Raw genomic sequence first — 17,739 nt, forward strand, 5'->3', positions numbered from 1 at the left:
TGCGCGTGCCGTGCCTGCCTCACTTCGGGGGCCGACACGCCACGTGGCGGACGCGGTTGCCGGTGGCGGCCGCGTTCTGGCGTGTCGGCCCCCGAAGTGGTGGGGGAGAAGCAGGCGCCCGCGCCTACCTTGCGCGGACCTCGAGGTTCGTCGAGGCCCATTGCCCCAGCTGGTCGAGGATCGGCAGCAGGCCTTCGCCGCTCGAGGTGAGCGCGTACGACACCGTGACGGGCGGCCCGGCGTCGACGGTGCGCGCGACGAGTCCGGCATCCGCCAGTTCCGCGAGCCGGTCGGACAGCACGGTGTCGCTGATCCCGGAGACCCCGCGACGCAGGGCCACGAACGTCGACGGGCCGCCGCCGAGCGACGAGACGATCATGCCGTTCCAGCGCTTTCCGAGCACGCTGAAGGCCAGAGTGATCGCCGCGTCGCAGACGTGACTCTCTTCGTCGACCTCGGCCATGCCCACAGTCTACCGTGCTACGTTAACCAATGTCGCTAAGAAAAACAGAGCGACTACGAAAATGAGAGGTAAAGTCATGTCCCTGTTCCGCCTGGACGCCAGCATCCTTCCCGCGACGAGCGCCAGCCGCTCGCTCGCCGACCTCGTCGAGGCCGAGTGGACGGCATCCCACCCCGATTCCGCGGTCACCCGCCGTGATCTGGCCGCCGACCCCGTCCCCGCGACGGCATGGGCGGATGCCGTGACCGGTGGTTTCGTCGACGAGGCGCAGCGCACTCCTGCGCAGAACGAGGCCCGTGCTCTCGCGACCACGTTCGCCGACGAGCTGATCGGCGCCGACGCGCTGCTGTTCGCGGTGCCGCTGTACAACTACGGCGTCTCGCAGCACTTCAAGACCTGGTTCGACCTCGCCTACACCGACCCGCGCATCGACCCGCAGGGAACCGCGCTGCGCGGCAAGCCCGCGACGCTCGTCACCGTGCTCGGCGGCAACTACGCGCCCGGTACGCCCAAGGAGGGCTGGGACCACTCCACCGGCTGGCTGCGCCGCGTGCTCGAGGACGTCTGGGGCCTCGACCTGCGTGTCGTCGAGCGTCCGTTCACGCTGGTCGGCGTGAACCCGGCGCTCGATGCGTTCACCGACACCGCGCGTGAGCTCAAGGAGAACGCCGAGACGGATGCTCGCACCTACGGTCGTGAACTCGCCGCACTCCGGGGCGAGAACGCGGCCTGAGCCGTTCGGGGCGCTGTCGGGGCGGCGGGGGGCGGCCCGACAGCGGTGGGCTGCGGTGCTGATGTCGGTCGAGAATACGGATGTCGGTGGATTCTGGGTGGGGGATCTGGACTGACATTCGTATTCCTGACGGACATCTGTCGGGAGCCTGCGGGGGACGTGGCACTGAAGGTCGCTTTGCAGGCGCGGATGCGGGTTTGTCGGCAGCATCCGGCTCGTTCGCGCCCGCACAGTGAACATCGCGCCCACAGAGCGACCATTCGCGGCCCTTCGTCTCGCTTCGCCCGCTCAGGGACGGGGAGAGAGGCCTTTTCGTCTCGCGGTTCCTGAGCGAGGAGCGTCGCGACGAGACGAAGCCCGCTCAGCGACCGGGCTGGATGCCGCCGCTCAACGACCTGCCCTTCAGTGCGCCACGACCACCGGATGCGGCAGCCACACGGTGACGTTCAACCCGCCCTCGGGCCGGGCCGTCAGCACCAGTGTCCCGTCGTGCGCCTGGGCGATGCGTCGGGCGATCGCGAGACCCAGGCCGACGCCCGCGTGATCCTCGTCGCGCGAACGCTCGGTCCCGCGTTGGAACGGCTCCGCGAGCGTGGCGACGAGCCCCGGCGAAAGCACACCTCCCGTGTTCTCCACCACCAAGGCCAGCGCCTGCGGCTGCGCATGCGTTCGTACGGTCACGGCTCCGCCCGCCGGCAGGTTGTGCACGATCGCGTTGTGCACGAGGTTGGTGATCAGCTGCTGCAGCAGCGCGGGATTGCCGACCGCAGGGGCCTCGTCCCCACCCACATCGAGCACCACTCCGCGCCGATCGGCCAGCGGGAGCAGCACCTCCACCGCCTCCTCTGCGAGCAGCGACAGATCCACGGACTCCCGCGTGAACGCACGTCGATCTGCTCGGCTCAGCAGCAGCAGCGCCTCGGTGAGCTCGATCGCCCGGGTGTTGACCTCCTGCAGGCGGTCGATCAGCGCATCGACATCGCGATCCGGGTCCGCCCGCGCGACCTCGAGCATCGCCTGCGAGATCGCGAGCGGCGTGCGCAGCTCGTGCGAGGCGTTCGCGGCGAAGCGCTGCTGCTCGGCCATGTTCGCCTCGAGCTGCTCGAGCATCGAGTCGAACACATCGGCGAGGTCGCGGAACTCGTCGCGCTTGCCTTCGAGCGCGACCCGGTGCGACAGCGACCCCTGCGCGGCGAGCTGTGCGGCGTAGCCGATGCGGTCGAGCGGTTCGAGCATCCGTCCTGCCAGCCACCAGCCGCCCGCCCAGCCGACGATGAGCAGCACGAACATCACGGCGAACGCGACCGGGATGAACGCGCGCAGCAGGTCCGAGCGGTTCGGCACGAAGATGTCGGCGACGATCGGCACATCGGGCACGTACCGCAGCAGGAACAGCGCGACGGCGGCGAGGAGCAGGATGCCGGAGACCACGACGATGCCCGCATAGCTCAGCGTGAGCTTCATGCGGGCCGTCATGCCTCTTCTACGCATCGTCCGCCCCGATCCGGTAGCCGACACCGGGCACCGTCATGATCAGGCCCGGTTCGCCCAGCCGCTTGCGCAACGACGAGACGGTGATGCGCACCGCGTTCGTGAACGGATCGGCGTTCTCGTCCCAGGCCCGCTCGAGCAGTTCCTCGGCGCTGACCACGCCGCCTGCGGCGCCGATCAGCACCTCGAGCACGGCGAACTGCTTACGGGTGAGGGCGACGTAGCGGCCGTCGCGGAACACCTCCCGGCGAAACGGATCGAGCCGCAGCCCCGCGATCTCGAGCACCGGCGGGCGGGCGTGCTGTCGGCGCCGGTCGAGGGCCCGCAGCCGCAGCACGAGCTCCCGCAGTTCGAACGGCTTGGTGAGGTAGTCGTCGGCGCCGATCTCGAACCCCGACGCCTTGTCATCGAGGCGGTCGGCCGCCGTGAGCATGAGGATCGGGATGCCGCTGCCCGAGGCGACGATCGATCGCGCCACGTCGTCGCCGGACGGTCCGGGGATGTCGCGATCGAGCACCGCGATGTCATAGGCGTTGACCGAGAGCAGCTCGAGGGCGGTGTCGCCGTCACCCGCGATGTCGGCGGCGATCGCCTCGAGCCGGAGCCCATCGCGGACGGCTTCGGCGAGATAGGGCTCGTCCTCGACGATCAGCACGCGCATGGCTGAGAGCCTACGCGGCGGCACATATCGGGAACATATGGAAAAGGGCATACGACCTCGCAACAGCCGCCTGCGTTGACTGTGGACCATGAACACACGCAGTACCGTCCCGAGACGCCGCCTGGTCACCGCGATCGGCGTCGCCGCTCTCGCTGCCGTCGTCGCCGGCTCGGCCATCGTGATCTCGCAGCAGGCGCAGGCTCAGGCATCCGCTCCCTCGCTCGCGACGATCGGAGTCGCCGACGGGATGATCCGCGAGGAGGACCGGGTCTCGGTCTTCGACGACACCCCCGCCGTGACGAACCTCGACCCCGATCTGCTCGCGGCCGTGCGCGCGGCCGCCACCGCTGCCGACGCCGAGGGCGTGCGGATCCATGTGAACAGCGGATGGCGATCCGCCGCCTATCAGGAGGCGCTGCGCGCCGACGCCGTGCGCACCTACGGATCAGCCGAGGAAGCGGCGCGCTGGGTCGCGACGCCCGAGAACTCCGAGCACGTGTCGGGCGATGCCGTGGATCTCGGCCCGATGGATGCGCAGGACTGGCTGGCCGGTCGCGGCGTCGAGTTCGGCCTGTGCCAGATCTACGAGAACGAGCCGTGGCACTTCGAGCTGCGCCCGTCGGCGATCGCGAACGGATGCCCCGTCATGTACTCCGATCCCACCGCCGACCCGAGGACGCAGCGATGACCGCCGTGCTCCCCGCTGCGCTCCCCGCCGGGCTCTCGCGGATGCCCGCGCCTACCCTGCAGACGATTCCGGATGCCGTGACGGCCAACGTGGTGGCGATCCGCTCCGCGACGGCCTCACACATCATGGCTGTCGTGAAGGCCGACGGATACGGGCACGGCGCCGTCGCTGTCGCTCGGGCGGCGGTCGACGCAGGTGCCACGTGGCTGGGCGTGACGGATGCCGCGGACGCCACCGAGCTGCGCGCCGCGAGCATCGATGTACCGATCCTCGCCTGGCTCAACCCGGCCGGAGTCGACGCCGTGCAGGTCGCCATGGACCGGGTAGACATCGGGGTCGGCTCGGTCGACGAGCTGCGCCGCCTCGTCTCGGACGCGTGGGCACCCGTGCGGGTGCATCTGCATGCTGATACGGGAATGTCGCGCGGCGGATGTTCGATCGACGAGTGGCCGGAGCTGCTGCGGACCGCGCGCGACGCTCGCGACCGGGTCGAGGTCGTCGGCATCATGGGGCACCTGCCTCGCGCGGACGAGGCCGATCCCGCCGCGAACGCCGCAGCCGTGACACGCATGCGCCACGTGCGCGACATGGCTCTGCGCGCCGGGCTCGGTCCGGTGATCGTGCATCTCGCGGCCACGGCCGGTGCGCTGCACGACCCGGCCACGCACTTCGACATGGTGCGCATCGGCGCGGGACTCGTCGGGATCGACCCGTCGGGAACGACGTCGCTGCACGGTGCGTCTCGCTGGACGGCCGCGGTCGTGCACTCCACCCGGGTGAACGCCGGTGCCGCCGTCGGATATGCGGGCGCATACGTGACGCGGCATGCGACGAATCTCAGCGTGATCGGCGTCGGCTACGCCGACGGCATCCCGAGAGAACTGTCGAGTGAGGCGGGCGTGGAGATCGGTGGGCGACGGCATCCGATCGTCGGCCGTGTGTCGATGGATCAGATCGTCGTCGACACAGGTGACCGAGTCGTGCCCCACGGCACGATCGCGACCATCTTCGGACCCGATGGCGGGGAGGTCCCCAGTGCGCAGGACTGGGCGCGATGGGCGGGGACGATCCCGCACACGATCGTGACCGGGATCGGCCCGCGTGTGCGACGGAGCGTCGCATGACCCGGGTCGTGGTCATCGGAGGAGGGCAGAACTCCGAGCACGAGGTCTCGCTGGCCTCGGCATCCGCCGTCGCCGACGCGTTGCGTGCCGGGGGGCACGAGGTCCGCGCGGTGACGATCTCACGGGAGGGTGTGTGGGATGCCGGGGCTGGCGGGGATCCGGTGTCGTCGCTGACGGCGGCACTGCCGCTGCTGGGGTGGGCCGAGGTCGTATTCCCCGCGGTGCATGGACAGCACGGGGAGGACGGAGCGCTCGCGGCGCTGTGCGCGCTCATCGGCATTCCCGTCGTCGGTTCTCCTGCGCGCGCCGGTGCGATCGGCATGGACAAGCATGCGACCAAGCTCGTGGCGGAGGCGGCGGGGCTTCGCACCGCTCACGGGTTCGTCGTCGCGGCATCCGACATCGGCGACATCGAGTTCGAGGCGCCCGTCGTGGTGAAGCCGGTGTCGGCGGGGTCGAGCTACGGCGTGTCCCTCGTGCAGCGCGCCGAAGACCTTCCGGAGGCGCTGCGCACTGCGGTGGCGTTCGACGATCACGTGCTCATCGAGGAGGTGGTCCGCGGGCGCGAGATCGACGTCGCCGTGATCTGCGAGGCCGGGGGCGTGCGGTGGGCGGCGCCGCCTCTCGAGATCCACGCGGCAGGGCTCTTCGACACCGCGATGAAGTACGACGGATCGGCGCGCTTCACGGTGCCCGCGGCGTTGGAGGAGCGGGAGGAGCGGATGCTGACCCGCGCGGCCCTCGCGATGTTCGACGCGCTCGGCTGCGCCGGGGTCGCGCGCATGGACTTCTTCCTGACAGACGAAGGGCCGGTGCTCAACGAGGTCAACACGATGCCCGGGCTGACCGCGGCCTCTCAGGTGCCGCGGATGTTCGCGGCCGCGGGCGTCGGCTACGAGGAACTCGTGGACAGGCTCGTGCGCGCGGCGCTCGCGCAAGGCGCGTGACGGGCGCCGCCGGCGCCGCGGTTACCGCTGGCGCCGCGGCTGCTTGTGCTGCTTCACTTCGGGGGCCGACACGCCACTCGTCGGACGCTTTCGGGCTTCACGGCCGGCCGCTGGCGTGTCGGCCCCCGAGGTGGGAGGGCGCGGAGCAGCGGCCAGGGACTGGGACAGAGGCCGAGACCAGGGGCCGGGCCCAGGGCAGAGGCCGAGACCAGGGGCCGGGCCCAGGGCAGCGACCGGTGTCGGGCCAGCGAGCGGTGTCCGGGACCGGGCGCCGACGCTGCTGCTTCACTTCGGGGGCCGACACGCCACTCGTCGGACGCTTTCGGGCTTCGCGGCCGGCCGCTGGCGTGTCGGCCCCCGAAGTGGTGGCGGGCAGGAACGGGGACCGGTGCCGGAGCGACGAGAGGAAGCGTGCCGGGACGCGACGGCCTAAAGGCGGTCGACTGCGGTCACCGTCACGACGGCGGCTCCCTCGACATCGGATGCCGCGAGGTCGACGGTCGCCGAGATGCCCCAGTCGTGGTCTCCTGCCGGGTCGTCGATGATCTGTCGCACGGTCCAGGTCTCGGCACCCTCCGTGATCATCAGCAGCGCCGAGCTGCGAGCATCCGCCCCGGTGAGGATCTCGTCATGCTCGTCGAAGTACGCGTCCAGAGCATCCGACCAGGCCTGCTCGCCGAAGGACGTATCGAGGTCGGCCAGTGCGGCGACGTCCTCGCGTGCGGCGAGCTGCACCCGTCGGAACAGCTCGTTGCGCACGAGGATGCGGAACGCTCGCACGTTCGAGGTGAGGCGCTTCGGCGCGGGTGGCACGATCGGCTCGTCGTCCGGGTCCTGCAGCACCCCGCTCACGAGTTCCTCCCACTCGTCGAGCAGGCTCGAGTCGACCTGACGGACGAGCTCGCCGAGCCACTCGATGAGATCGCGGAGGTCCTCGGTCTTCAGCTCTTCGGGGATCGTCTGGGAGGCCGCGCGGTAGGCATCCGACAGGTAGCGCAGCACGACGCCCTCGGACCGGGCGATCTTGTAGAACGCGACGTATTCCCCGAACGACATGGCTCGCTCGTACATGTCTCGCACGACCGACTTCGGGTGCAGCTCGAAGTCGCGGATCCACGGCTGTGCCGCGCTGTACGTCTCGAACGCCGCGCTCAGCAGCTCGTCGAGCGGCTTCGGGTACGTGATCTCCTCGAGCAGTTCCATGCGCTCGTCGTACTCGATGCCCTCGCGCTTCATCGCGGCGACGGCCTCGCCGCGGGCCTGGAACTCCTGTTGCCCGAGGATCGCGCGCGGATCGTCGAGCGTCGACTCGACGATCGAGACCATGTCGAGGGCGTACTGACCGGTCCCCGTGCCCGCCGAGGGGTCGGGATCGAGCAGTTCGAAGGCTGCGAGGGCGAAGGGCGAGAGCGGCTGGTTGAGGGCGAAGTTCGGCTGCAGGTCGACCGTGAGGCGGATCTCCACGCGTTTCGGCTCGGTCGCTCCGCTCCCTCGCTCAACGACCGAGACCTGCTCGACCACACCGGACTCGAGCAGCGTGCGGTAGATGCCGATCGCGCGCAGCGCGAGCTCCCGCTGACGCCGGCGCGGTTCGTGGTTGTCGAAGACGAGCCGGCGCATATTGCCGAACACGTCGCCACCGCGCGCGATCACGTTCAGCATCATCGCGCTCGTGATCTGCATGTGCGAGGTGAGTGTCTCTGGCTGCGCGTCGATCAGCTTGCGGAACGAGGGCTCGCCCCATGACACGAACCCGTCCGGCGCCTTCTTGCGGATGATCTTGCGCTTCTTCTTCGGGTCATCGCCGGCCTTCTTGATCGCGGCGATGTTCTCGGTCTCGTGCTCGGGTGCCTGGGCCACGACCGTGCCCGCGGTGTCGTATCCGGCGCGGCCGGCACGACCCGCGATCTGGTGGAACTCGCGCGCGTTCAGCTGCCGCATCCGCGTGCCATCGAACTTCGTCAGCGCGGTGAGCAGCACTGTGCGGATCGGTACGTTGATGCCCACGCCGAGCGTGTCGGTGCCGCAGATGACCCGCAGCAGCCCGCGCTGCGCCAGCTGCTCGACGAGTCTGCGGTACTTCGGCAACATACCTGCGTGATGCACGCCGATGCCCGCCCGCAGGAACCGCGACAGCGTCTTGCCGAATGCGGTCGTGAACCGGAATCCGCCGATCAGCTCCGCGATCTGATCGCGCTGCTCGCGTGTGGCGACCTTGGTGCTCGACAGTGCCTGCGCCCGTTCCATCGCCGCAGCCTGCGAGAAGTGCACGACGTAGATCGGCGCCTGACCGGTGTTCAGCAGGTCTTCGATCGTCTCGTGGATCGGCGTCGTCTCATAGAAGAAGTGCAGGGGCACGGGTCGTTCGACGCCCGTGACGGATGCCGTGGCACGGCCGTTGCGGCGGGTGAGGTCGGCGGCGAGTTCAGTGACATCGCCGAGCGTCGCCGACATGAGGATGAACTGGGCCTGCGGAAGCTCGAGCAGCGGCACCTGCCAGGCCCACCCGCGGTCGGGGTCGGCGTAGAAGTGGAACTCGTCCATCACGACCTGGCCGACCTCGGCATCCGCTCCCTTGCGCAGCGCGAGGTTCGCGAGGATCTCTGCGGTGCAGCAGATGATCGGGGCCTCGGCGTTCACCGAGGAGTCGCCGGTGATCATGCCCACGTTGGCGGCCCCGAAGATGTCGACGAGGGCGAAGAACTTCTCGCTCACCAGCGCCTTGATCGGAGCCGTGTAATAGCTGCGGCGGCCCTCCACCATCGCGGCGAAGTGCGCACCGACGGCGACGAGGGACTTCCCCGTGCCGGTGGGCGTCGACAGGATCAGGTTGTTGCCGGAGACGATCTCGATGACGGCCTCATCCTGGGCGGGGTAGAGGCTGATGCCGGTCGACTCCGCCCATTCCACGAACGCCAGGTAGACGGCATCCGCATCGGCGTCGCGGGGGAGGACGGAGGGTTCGAGCAGCACTCTTCGATCATCCCCTATATGTCGAGGCCAGCAGAGCGGATGCCTGGCGAACAGAGCGCCGCCCCCTCCGACATCTGGAGGGGGCGGCGCTCTGCATGCCTGAGGCTACGCGTTCTGGCGACGGCGGATCAGCAGCAGAGCGGCACCGGCGACAAGCGCCGCGGTTCCCGCACCCGCGAACCAGACCCACTCTGCCCCGAGACCGGTGACGGCGAGGCCGGGACGATCGACGGTCACGGTCTGTGCCGCGTCGTCGATGTCCTCGTGCGCGGCGACCTCGAGCTCGGAGTGCATGATCACCTCGAACGCGACGAGCGTGTGCCCGGCCCAGTTCTCGTTGATCACGAAGCCGACGTCGACCGAGCCGGATCCCGTGGTGCTCGACGTGAACGTCGTGGAACCCGTGATGCCTGTCGCCGTGCCGGTGGCCTTGTCGTAGAGCTCACCGCTGACGGTGTACTCCGTGTTCGGCGCCAGGTGGGTGTAGGCGACCGTGTCGATGACGACTCCACCGGATGCCGCGACGTTCTTGTCGCCGTCGGCACGATCCACCAGGGTGGTGCCGATGTCCGCGACGTAGACCGTCTGTGCGGCATCGGTGATGTCCTCGTGGGTCGCGACGACGTCATCACCCAGGGTGAGGACCTCGAACGCGGTCAGCGTGTGACCTGCCCAGCCCGCCGGGATGTCGAAGACGACCTCGACGGAACCGGTGCCCGTGGCCGACGACGTGAAGGTCGCCGAACCGGTGATGCCGGTCGCCTCGCCTGTCTGCTGGTCGTGCAGCTCACCGGTCACCGTGTACTCGGTGTCGGGCTCGAGGTTCTCGTAGGCGACGGTGTCGATGACCGTGCCGCCGTTCTGGACGATGTACTTATCGCCGTCCAGCTCGTCCGCAAGCGTCGTGCCGATGCGCGGGGCGTTGCCGACGAACACGGTCTGTGCCGTGTCGTTGATGTCCTCGTGCACGGCGATCACCCGTTCGCCCTGCGTGACGGTCTCGAACGCGACGAGCGTGCGGCCGGCCCATTCGCCGTCGATGACGAACTCGACCTCGACCGTCCCGGCGCCCGTGGCCGACGACGTGAACGTCGCGGAGCCGGTGATCCCGGTCGGCTCCCCCGTCGCCTTGTCGAACAGCTCTCCGCTCACCGTGTACTCGGTGTTCGGGGCGAGGTTCTCGTAGGCGACGGTGTCGACGACCGTGCCTCCGGCGGATGCCACGTTCTTGTCGCCGTCCGCGTCGTCGACCAGCGTGGTGCCGAGGTCGGCGATGTACACGGTCTGCGCGTCGTCGTTGATGTCCTCGTGGGTCGCGACGACGTCATCACCCAGGGTGAGGACCTCGAAAGCCGTCAGGGTGTGGCCTGCCCACTCGTCGGTGATCGTGAACTCGACCTCGACCTCGCCGGTGCCGCTGGCCGACGACGTGAACGTCGTCGAGCCGGTGATGCCGGTCGCCTCGCCCGTCTCGCGGTCCCACAGTTCACCGGTGACGGTGTACTCGGTGTTCGGCTCGAGGTTCACGTACGCGACGGTGTCGATGACCGTGCCGCCGTTCTGGACGATGTACTTGTCGCCGTCCAGCTCGTCCGCGAGCGTCGTGCCGATGCGCGGGGCGTTGCCGACGAACACGGTCTGCGCCGTGTCGTTGATGTCCTCGTGCGAAGCCACCTCGACGTCGCCCTGCGTGAGCACCTCGAACGCGACCAGCGTCGAGCCCGCCCAGTCCCCGTTGATCACGAACGTGACCTCGACCGTGCCGTTTCCGGAGTTCGACGAGGTGAACTGCGCGGTCCCGGTGATGCCGGTCGCTTCGCCCGTGGCCTTGTCGTAGAGCTCACCGCTGACGGTGTACGACGTGTTGGGTGCCAGGTTGGTGTACGCGACGGTGTCGACGACGGTGCCGCCGGCGGATGCCACGTTCTTGTCGCCGTCCGCCCGGTCGACCAGCGTGGTGCCGAGGTCGGCGACGTAGACCGTCTGCGCGGCGTCGTTGATGTCCTCGTGCGTGGCGACCGTGGTCTCACCGAGCGTGAGCACCTCGAAGGCGGTCAGGGTGTGGCCCGCCCACTCGTCGGTGATCGTGAACTCGACCTCGACCGTGCCGGTGCCCGTGGCCGACGAGGTGAAGGCCGTCGATCCGGTGATGCCGGTCGCCTCACCCGTCTCCTGGTCGTGCAGCTCACCGCTCACCGTGTACTCGGTGTTCGGCTCGAGGTTCTCGTATGCGACGGTGTCGATGACGGTGCCGCCGGTCTGGACGATGTACTTGTCGCCGTCCAGGTCGTCCGCGAGCGTCGTGCCGATCAACGGGGCGTTGCCCACCGTGACCGTCTGCGCACCGTCGTTGATGTCCTCGTGGACGGCGACGATCAGGTCGCCCTCGCTCACCGTCTCGAAGGCGACGAGCGTGGCGCCTGCCCAGTCGCCGTCGATCGTGAACTCGACCTCGACCGTGCCGTTCCCGGTGGCCGACGACGTGAACGTCGTGGTGCCGGTGATGCCGGTCGCGGTGCCGTCGGCCTTGTCGTAGAGCTCACCGCTGACGATGTACGACGAGTTCGGCTTCAGGTTCGTGTACGTGACGGTGTCGATGACGGTGCCGCCGGCGGATGCCACGTTCTTGTCGCCGTCCGCCGCGTCCAGCAGCGTGGTTCCGAGGTCGGCCACGTAGACCGTCTGTGCAGCATCCGTGATGTCCTCGTGGGTGGCCACGACGTCGTCGCCCAGGGTGAGCACCTCGAACGCGGTGAGGATGCGGCCGGCCCACTCGTCGGTGATGGTGAACTCGACCTCGACGGTGCCGGTGCCCGTGGCCGACGACGTGAACGTCGCAGACCCCGTGATGCCCGTGGCAGCTCCCGTCACCTGGTCGTGCAGCTCACCGGTCACCGTGTACTCGGTGTTCGGCACGAGCCCCTCGTAGGCGACGGTGTCGATGACGGTGCCACCGGACTGGACGATGTACTTGTCGCCGTCCAGCTCATCCGCGAGTGTCGTGCCGATCAGCGGGACGCGTGCCTCGACGGCGACCGTCTGGTCGGCATCCTCGGCATCCTCGTGCGCGGCGACGTCCTGCACCACCGGGAACCCGAAGCCGTAGTACCAGCGCGACAACTGCTCGTAGACGACGAGCGATCCACCCGAATACTGCTGCGCCTGGGCGGCGGTCACCGTGAAGGTCACGTCCACCGTCCCGTTGCGCTCGCTCGCGTTCGTCACCTGGAAGTAGTCCGGCTCGGTGGTCGCGGTGATGCCCGTCGGGGTGACGGTGCCTCCGTCGTCGACGAACATCAGTTCGCCGGTGACGTAGTACTGCTCGAGGCACTCGAGTCCTGCACCGGTGTCGACGCACTCGCCGATCGGCAGATTCGTGTACGACACGGTGTCGGTGATCGTCCCGCCGGTCAGCGGAAGCACCTTGTCGTCATCGGCGTTGTCCGTGAGTGCGAGGGTGCCGATCGCCGGCGCGTCATCGAGCGCCACGGTCTGCGCGGCGTCGTCGATGTCCTCGTGGGACGCCACCTCGACGCCGTTCCGCGACACGGTCTCGAAAGCGACGAGCGTGCGGCCGGCCCACTGGTCGTCGATCAGGAACGAGACGTCGACGGTGCCGGAGCCGGTGGCCGACGACGTGAAGCTCGCGGTGCCGGTGATGCCCGTCGCGGTCCCGTCGGTCTTGTCGTAGAGCTCTCCGCTCACGGTGTAGGCGGTGTTCGGCACGAGGTTCGTGTACGCGATCGTGTCGACGACGATTCCGCCGAGCGTGGAGACGTTCTTGTCACCGTCGGCCTGGTCCACGAGGGTCGTGCCGATGTCCGAGACGTAGATCGTCTGGGCGGCATCGTCGATGTCCTCATGCGAGGCGACTTGGGCGCCGCCGAGCGTCAGGACCTCGAAGGCGACGAGCGTCTGACCCGCGTGCGCCGCGTCGATCGTGAACTCCACGTCGACCGTGCCGGTGCCCGTCGCGGACGAGGTGAAGGTGGTCGAGCCCGTGATGCCGGTGGCGGTGCCGTCGGCCTGGTCGTACAGCTCGCCGGAGACGGTGTACTGCGTGTTCGGCTGCAGACCGTCGTACGAGATCGTGTCGATCACGGTGCCGCCGGCCTGCGCGACATACTTGTCGCCGTCGAGTTCGTCGACCAGCGAGGTGGCGATGGTCGGGACGACCTCGTCCTCGGCGAAGACGACGGAACCGGACGTGGTCACGGCCTCGGGCTGCTCGTCGGAGTAGACCGCGAAGATCTGGCAGAGCGTGTCGCCTTCGAAGCGGCTGCTCTGGAAGTAGGCGGCGTTCGTCGTGACGGGCGGCAGTCCGCTGACCGAGACCGAGACGGTTCCGGCATCCGCGCGCGTGGCACACAGGCTGATGGTGGCGGGCAGGGTCGCGTCGGCGTCGACGACAAGAGTGTCACCCGCGAGCGTGGCGGGTTCGCCAGCGCACACCGTGAGCGTGCCGCCGGTAATCGTGAGCGTCAGCGGAGTCGTGATCGTCGTGGTCAGCTCGATCTCACCGGTCTCGCCGGGCAGAAGGGTTGCGGACGGGCTCGTCGCCCCGAGCTGTGTGGCGGGGGTCGCGTTGATCTTCGCGAGGATCTGGGCCTGCGTCTCGGCGCTCATGTTGCTCTCACAGAAAACGAGACCGCTCGTCCGGGTCGGGTTGTCGATGCAATGGACGAGATCCTGACGGAGCGAGCGCTGGGCCGGAGAGTCGTTGTTGGCGACCGTGTCCACGGCAACCGTGCCCCCGCTGCCGGTGGGGCCGGCGACGACAGGCAGATCGTTCTGGATGATGAATGCCTGAAGGGCCTTCTGGTCGTCCGTGAGCCGCGGATCAGTCGGGACCTCGGTCACCGGCGGCAGAACGGTTCCCTGTCGCTCGAGCTCGCCGTTCGCGTTGGTCCACGAGCACACCGACGCGCGGTCGAACGTGCAGTAGGTCCACGCGGATACCGGCCCGCCGATCTCATCGACGTAGCGGGTCACACAGATCGGGTTGGCCGCGTACTGGCTGCCGCTGGAGGTCCATCCGCTGCGGCCGCTGTTGTTGTAGAGAATGACGGGGTCGCCGTTGTTGTAGTTCGTCAGGCGCTGTCCGAACACGCTGAGCAGGTTCGTCACAGGGCCGCCGTCGGCATCGACCACCGGATTCCCGGTCGTGTTCTCACACAGCGGCGCATCGAACGGTGCCGTGATGGGCGTCGGCGGCACGTCTGCCGCCGCAGACTGCACAGCGATCGGCACGATCCCCACCGTGACGAGGCTGACGGCCAGCGCGGCGAGAACCGCAGCCCACTTCCGCGCTCGCGATTCTTGACGCAGCGCGCCTCCGGACATCTTCATTTTTCTCCCCTGACTGTCGAAGCGCGGTCTGAACGGCCTCGACGAAAGTCACCCCTGTACGCCGGAAAGGGCATACGAAGGTAGTTTTCGGGATCGACGTATGACAGGGGAACCCTCCCACCCCCGTCAGGGGTCAAACGTATGTCGATCGCATAACGGAACTCAGTCTCGCGTGATATATCGTTCCCGCGCCAGTCCCTGGGGTGATTCGTTACCAACTGCCTGGCCCGCGGACCGCTCGTTGCGTGCGCCGAGAGGCCGCCCCGTGACGGTCTCGACACGTCTGTGACGCTCGATGACGGCACCTGACCCCCGATAGGGGTCATATCCCGGCATCCTGTCGTGCCGATGTACCACTCGCTGTTTGACTCGGTCGCGGTGCATGCCCTCCGCCGTGTCATCGTCTGTCGTCGCTCCCCAGGGCGCGACCGGCACCGCGTCGGAAGAGCTCGTCCCCACGACCTCTTCTGATCGACCAGGTGATCGCGCGGAGCGCGTGCCCGACGAACACTGAGGAGAGGGAAAACATTGAGTAACCGATCGCGCGCAGCATCATCGCTGCGTGAGAAGACGGGGCTGGCCTTCCGCCGCTCCGCCGCCCTGACCGTCGGAGCGACCACGCTCCTCGCCGGCGTGCTGCTGCCCGTCACGGCTGCCAGCGCAGCCGAGGACGTCATCACCGTCACGAACCTGAACCTGAGCGGCGCCGGTTCGTTCCGCGCGGCACTCGAGACGGCGAACGCCTCCACGAACGCCGACGGCGTGCGCGTGGTCTTCGATGCTGCTCTCGCCGGAACCGGTGAGCTCTCGCTCACCGGCGGCGCCGTCAACAGCATGCAGACCACCGACTTCACCGGGCCTGCATCCCAGAACAGCACGCTCGGCGCGCGGTTCCTCATCGACTCGACCGTGCCCGTGTCTGTCGACTTCACGAACCTCGATGGCATCACCGACATCGATGGCTCGTTCGCGGCCGGCATCTACGTCAAGTCCGACAACGTGTCGCTGAGCAACCTCGCCAACCTGCGCGCGGCCGAGTCCGGCATCGCGATCGGCGGCGAGAACGTCACCGTCACCAACGTCGAGCTGAAGGACACGGAGAGCTGGACGCAGGAAGTGGGCGTTCTCCTTCTTGAAGGGGCGACCGACACCACGCTGACCGACGTCTCGGTCTTCAGCCCGTACTGGGGCAGTATCGTGGTCGACAACGGCGCCACGGTGGCCGACACGACGATCACGGGGCTCGAGAGCCGAGGCGTCGAGAACTGGGGCCACGTGATCTTCGAGGATGGCTCGACCATCACGAACTTCTCTGTCGCAGACAGCATCATCGGCAACCCCGCCGAGACGTCGCCGACGCAGGGCTTCTACTTCAACCCCGACGTGACCATCACCGGCCTCAGCGTCACGGACTCGACGATCCAGTCGCCCAACCAGAACGGCGTCTTCTTCCTCGGCGGCGGTCAGACGCTGACGAACACGACCTTCACGGGCAACACCTTCGGTGGCAACGCGGATGCTTACATCTCGCGCACCATCGGCGGCAACACCGCCGACTGGACCGGTCTGACGTTCTCGGACAACACGGTCTCGTACGCGGGCTCCGTCGTCTTCAACGGCACGCTGACCGACGCGGTCTTCGCCGGCAACACCTTCTCGAACGTTCGTGACGGGGCGTGGGCCGCACTCCAGCTGGGTGACGTCACCAAGAACGTCGATGTCACCGGCAACACCTTCGACAACGTATGGGCGCTCGACGGCATCCGCGTTCAGGGATCGAGCGCCGACGACGTCGTGATCGCCGACAACACGCTCGAGAACGTCTACGCGGACGTCTCCCGCTCCGCGATCCGGATCGACGCCGCGGGTGCTGGCAACTTCGTGCGCAACAACACGCTGACCCAGGATCTCACCGACGACACGCTGCCGGCGAACGTCACCAACCACTGGGCGATCTACAACTCCGCGAGCGCCGCGAACGCAGAGTCCGAGATCGGCTGGAGCATCCTGAACAACGCGATCGACGGCTTCGGTACGTTCCCCCTCTCGGAGGCGCCGATCGTGAACAACGCGACGGGCAAGCTCCTCGTCACCGGCAACACCCTCGGTGTGAACACCAAGGGCAGCGCTGACGTCGAGACCGAGGAGGGCGGCTACTGGCTCTTCTGGAACGTGTGGAACTCGGCGAGCAACAACACGGTGCAGACGTTCCGCGCCGAAGAGGTCCGCTACGACGGTGCGAACGCGACGTTCACGGCTGCGCAGCCCGCTCCGCTGATCGGCAACAACGCCGCCGTCGGCCCGGTGACCCTGCACGTCTACTGGACGGCAGCGGACAACGCTGAGGAGTACCTCGGCGAGATCACCGGCGTCACCGCCGGCCAGCGCGTGTCGATCCCCACATCGCACACCGACGGATTCGTCCGCGTGCAGACGGTCGACGCTGGGGGCTACACCTCGCAGTACTCCAGCATCGACGAGGACACGGCGTTCGTTCCGGCGGCTCCGGTCGTGACCGAGGTCGACGAGAACGCGGTCATCGGTACCGGCGTCGTCGGTGGCGTCGTCACCGTGCGTGACGAGGATGACAACGTCATCGGCACCTCCGAGGTCGGCGAGGACGGCACCTGGACCGTCACCGGTCTCGAGTGCGGCACCACCTACACCGTCACCCAGACGCTCGGCGAGGTCGACAGCGAGCCTGTCGAGTTCACGACCGCCGCCTGCGCGACGGATGCGGACGCCGATGCTGACGGCGGCACCGCCGGCAGCAACGCCTCCGCCTCGGCCAACGGCACGAGCAGCGCTTCGGCGACGAGCGCGGCCAACGGCAGCGCGAACGGCTCCGGCACCGGATCGCTCGCGACCACTGGTGGCGAGAACCTGACGGGTCTCGCGGTCGGCTCGATCGCCGTGCTCCTGCTCGGCGCCGCGTTCGCGTTCTTCACGCGTCGCCGCCGCGCCTGACGCGCAGCAAGAGATAGAGAGCGGGCGGGGGTCTTCGGACCTCCGTCCGCTCCTTTTCGTGGATCCGGCCAACGGATGCCGGCGGATGGATCGGGCAGAACTCGAACGGACGCCTGCGGCGACGCGGATGCCTGGCCCGGAGCTGGTCGTCAGCCCGAAAACCAGCCTGAGAGCCACCCGTGACGAACCTGTGAGTTCCCTGACCCCCGAAAGGGGTCAATATGCCGCCATCTCGGCATGTCATCGACCCGACACGTAAAAATGACCGCGGGGAGCTGTCTTCTGGGGTCCATCACTCATCGGAGAAGGCGTGCACGCTGGGGAGCGTGCGCGGGGGAGAAAG

Annotated in this window: 10 protein-coding genes; 5 read left to right on the forward strand and 5 right to left on the reverse strand. The window is 68.3% G+C overall.

The window, feature by feature from the left end; translation table 11 throughout:
• Positions 1 to 124: 124 nt before the first annotated feature.
• Positions 125 to 463 carry a winged helix-turn-helix transcriptional regulator gene (locus ACI3KS_RS12085; protein ID WP_404918595.1) on the reverse strand — a complete coding sequence of 113 codons (339 nt, stop codon included), beginning with the start codon at positions 461 to 463 and terminating at the stop codon, positions 125 to 127.
• 76 nt (positions 464 to 539) lie between these two features.
• On the opposite strand from ACI3KS_RS12085, the gene ACI3KS_RS12090 reads away from it, so the two are divergent.
• Entirely contained in the window at positions 540 to 1,196 is a 657-nt protein-coding gene (locus ACI3KS_RS12090) for an FMN-dependent NADH-azoreductase (RefSeq protein ID WP_404918597.1), read from the forward strand.
• A 402-nt stretch (positions 1,197 to 1,598) separates the two neighbouring features.
• On the opposite strand, the gene ACI3KS_RS12095 is transcribed toward ACI3KS_RS12090, so the two are convergent.
• Complete coding sequence (locus ACI3KS_RS12095) at positions 1,599 to 2,672, reverse strand: sensor histidine kinase (protein WP_404918599.1); 1,074 nt, start codon at positions 2,670 to 2,672, stop codon at positions 1,599 to 1,601.
• A gap of 7 nt (positions 2,673 to 2,679) precedes the next feature.
• Positions 2,680 to 3,348, reverse strand: a complete 669-nt coding sequence (locus ACI3KS_RS12100) for a response regulator transcription factor (protein ID WP_404918601.1) — start codon at positions 3,346 to 3,348, stop codon at positions 2,680 to 2,682.
• A gap of 88 nt (positions 3,349 to 3,436) precedes the next feature.
• Here ACI3KS_RS12100 and ACI3KS_RS12105 point away from each other — a divergent pair, with 88 nt between their 5' ends.
• The 3 genes from ACI3KS_RS12105 to ACI3KS_RS12115 are packed head-to-tail and all read left to right on the forward strand — an operon-like array spanning position 3,437 to position 6,107.
• Entirely contained in the window at positions 3,437 to 4,036 is a 600-nt protein-coding gene (locus tag ACI3KS_RS12105) for a M15 family metallopeptidase (protein ID WP_404918603.1), read from the forward strand.
• Positions 4,033 to 5,160 (forward strand): alanine racemase, encoded by a 1,128-nt coding sequence (gene alr / locus ACI3KS_RS12110; protein WP_404918605.1) that lies wholly within the window; start codon positions 4,033 to 4,035, stop codon positions 5,158 to 5,160. Before ACI3KS_RS12105 ends, alr begins: the two co-directional genes overlap by 4 nt.
• Complete coding sequence (locus ACI3KS_RS12115) at positions 5,157 to 6,107, forward strand: D-alanine--D-alanine ligase (protein ID WP_404918607.1); 951 nt, start codon at positions 5,157 to 5,159, stop codon at positions 6,105 to 6,107. Before alr ends, ACI3KS_RS12115 begins: the two co-directional genes overlap by 4 nt.
• Positions 6,108 to 6,536: 429 nt before the next feature.
• Here the strand turns inward: ACI3KS_RS12115 and ACI3KS_RS12120 are convergent, their stop codons facing one another.
• Entirely contained in the window at positions 6,537 to 9,080 is a 2,544-nt protein-coding gene (locus ACI3KS_RS12120; protein ID WP_404918609.1) for a DEAD/DEAH box helicase, read from the reverse strand.
• A 105-nt stretch (positions 9,081 to 9,185) separates the two neighbouring features.
• Positions 9,186 to 14,429, reverse strand: a complete 5,244-nt coding sequence (locus tag ACI3KS_RS12125; RefSeq protein WP_404918611.1) for a VaFE repeat-containing surface-anchored protein — start codon at positions 14,427 to 14,429, stop codon at positions 9,186 to 9,188.
• Between the two features lie 528 nt (positions 14,430 to 14,957).
• Between ACI3KS_RS12125 and ACI3KS_RS12130 the strand changes: the two genes are divergently transcribed.
• Complete coding sequence (locus ACI3KS_RS12130; protein ID WP_404918613.1) at positions 14,958 to 17,396, forward strand: Ig-like domain-containing protein; 2,439 nt, start codon at positions 14,958 to 14,960, stop codon at positions 17,394 to 17,396.
• The last annotated feature ends 343 nt before the right edge of the window (positions 17,397 to 17,739 follow it).

The organism is Microbacterium sp. ZW T5_45 (assembly GCF_044987415.1).
Lineage (GTDB): Bacteria > Actinomycetota > Actinomycetes > Actinomycetales > Microbacteriaceae > Microbacterium.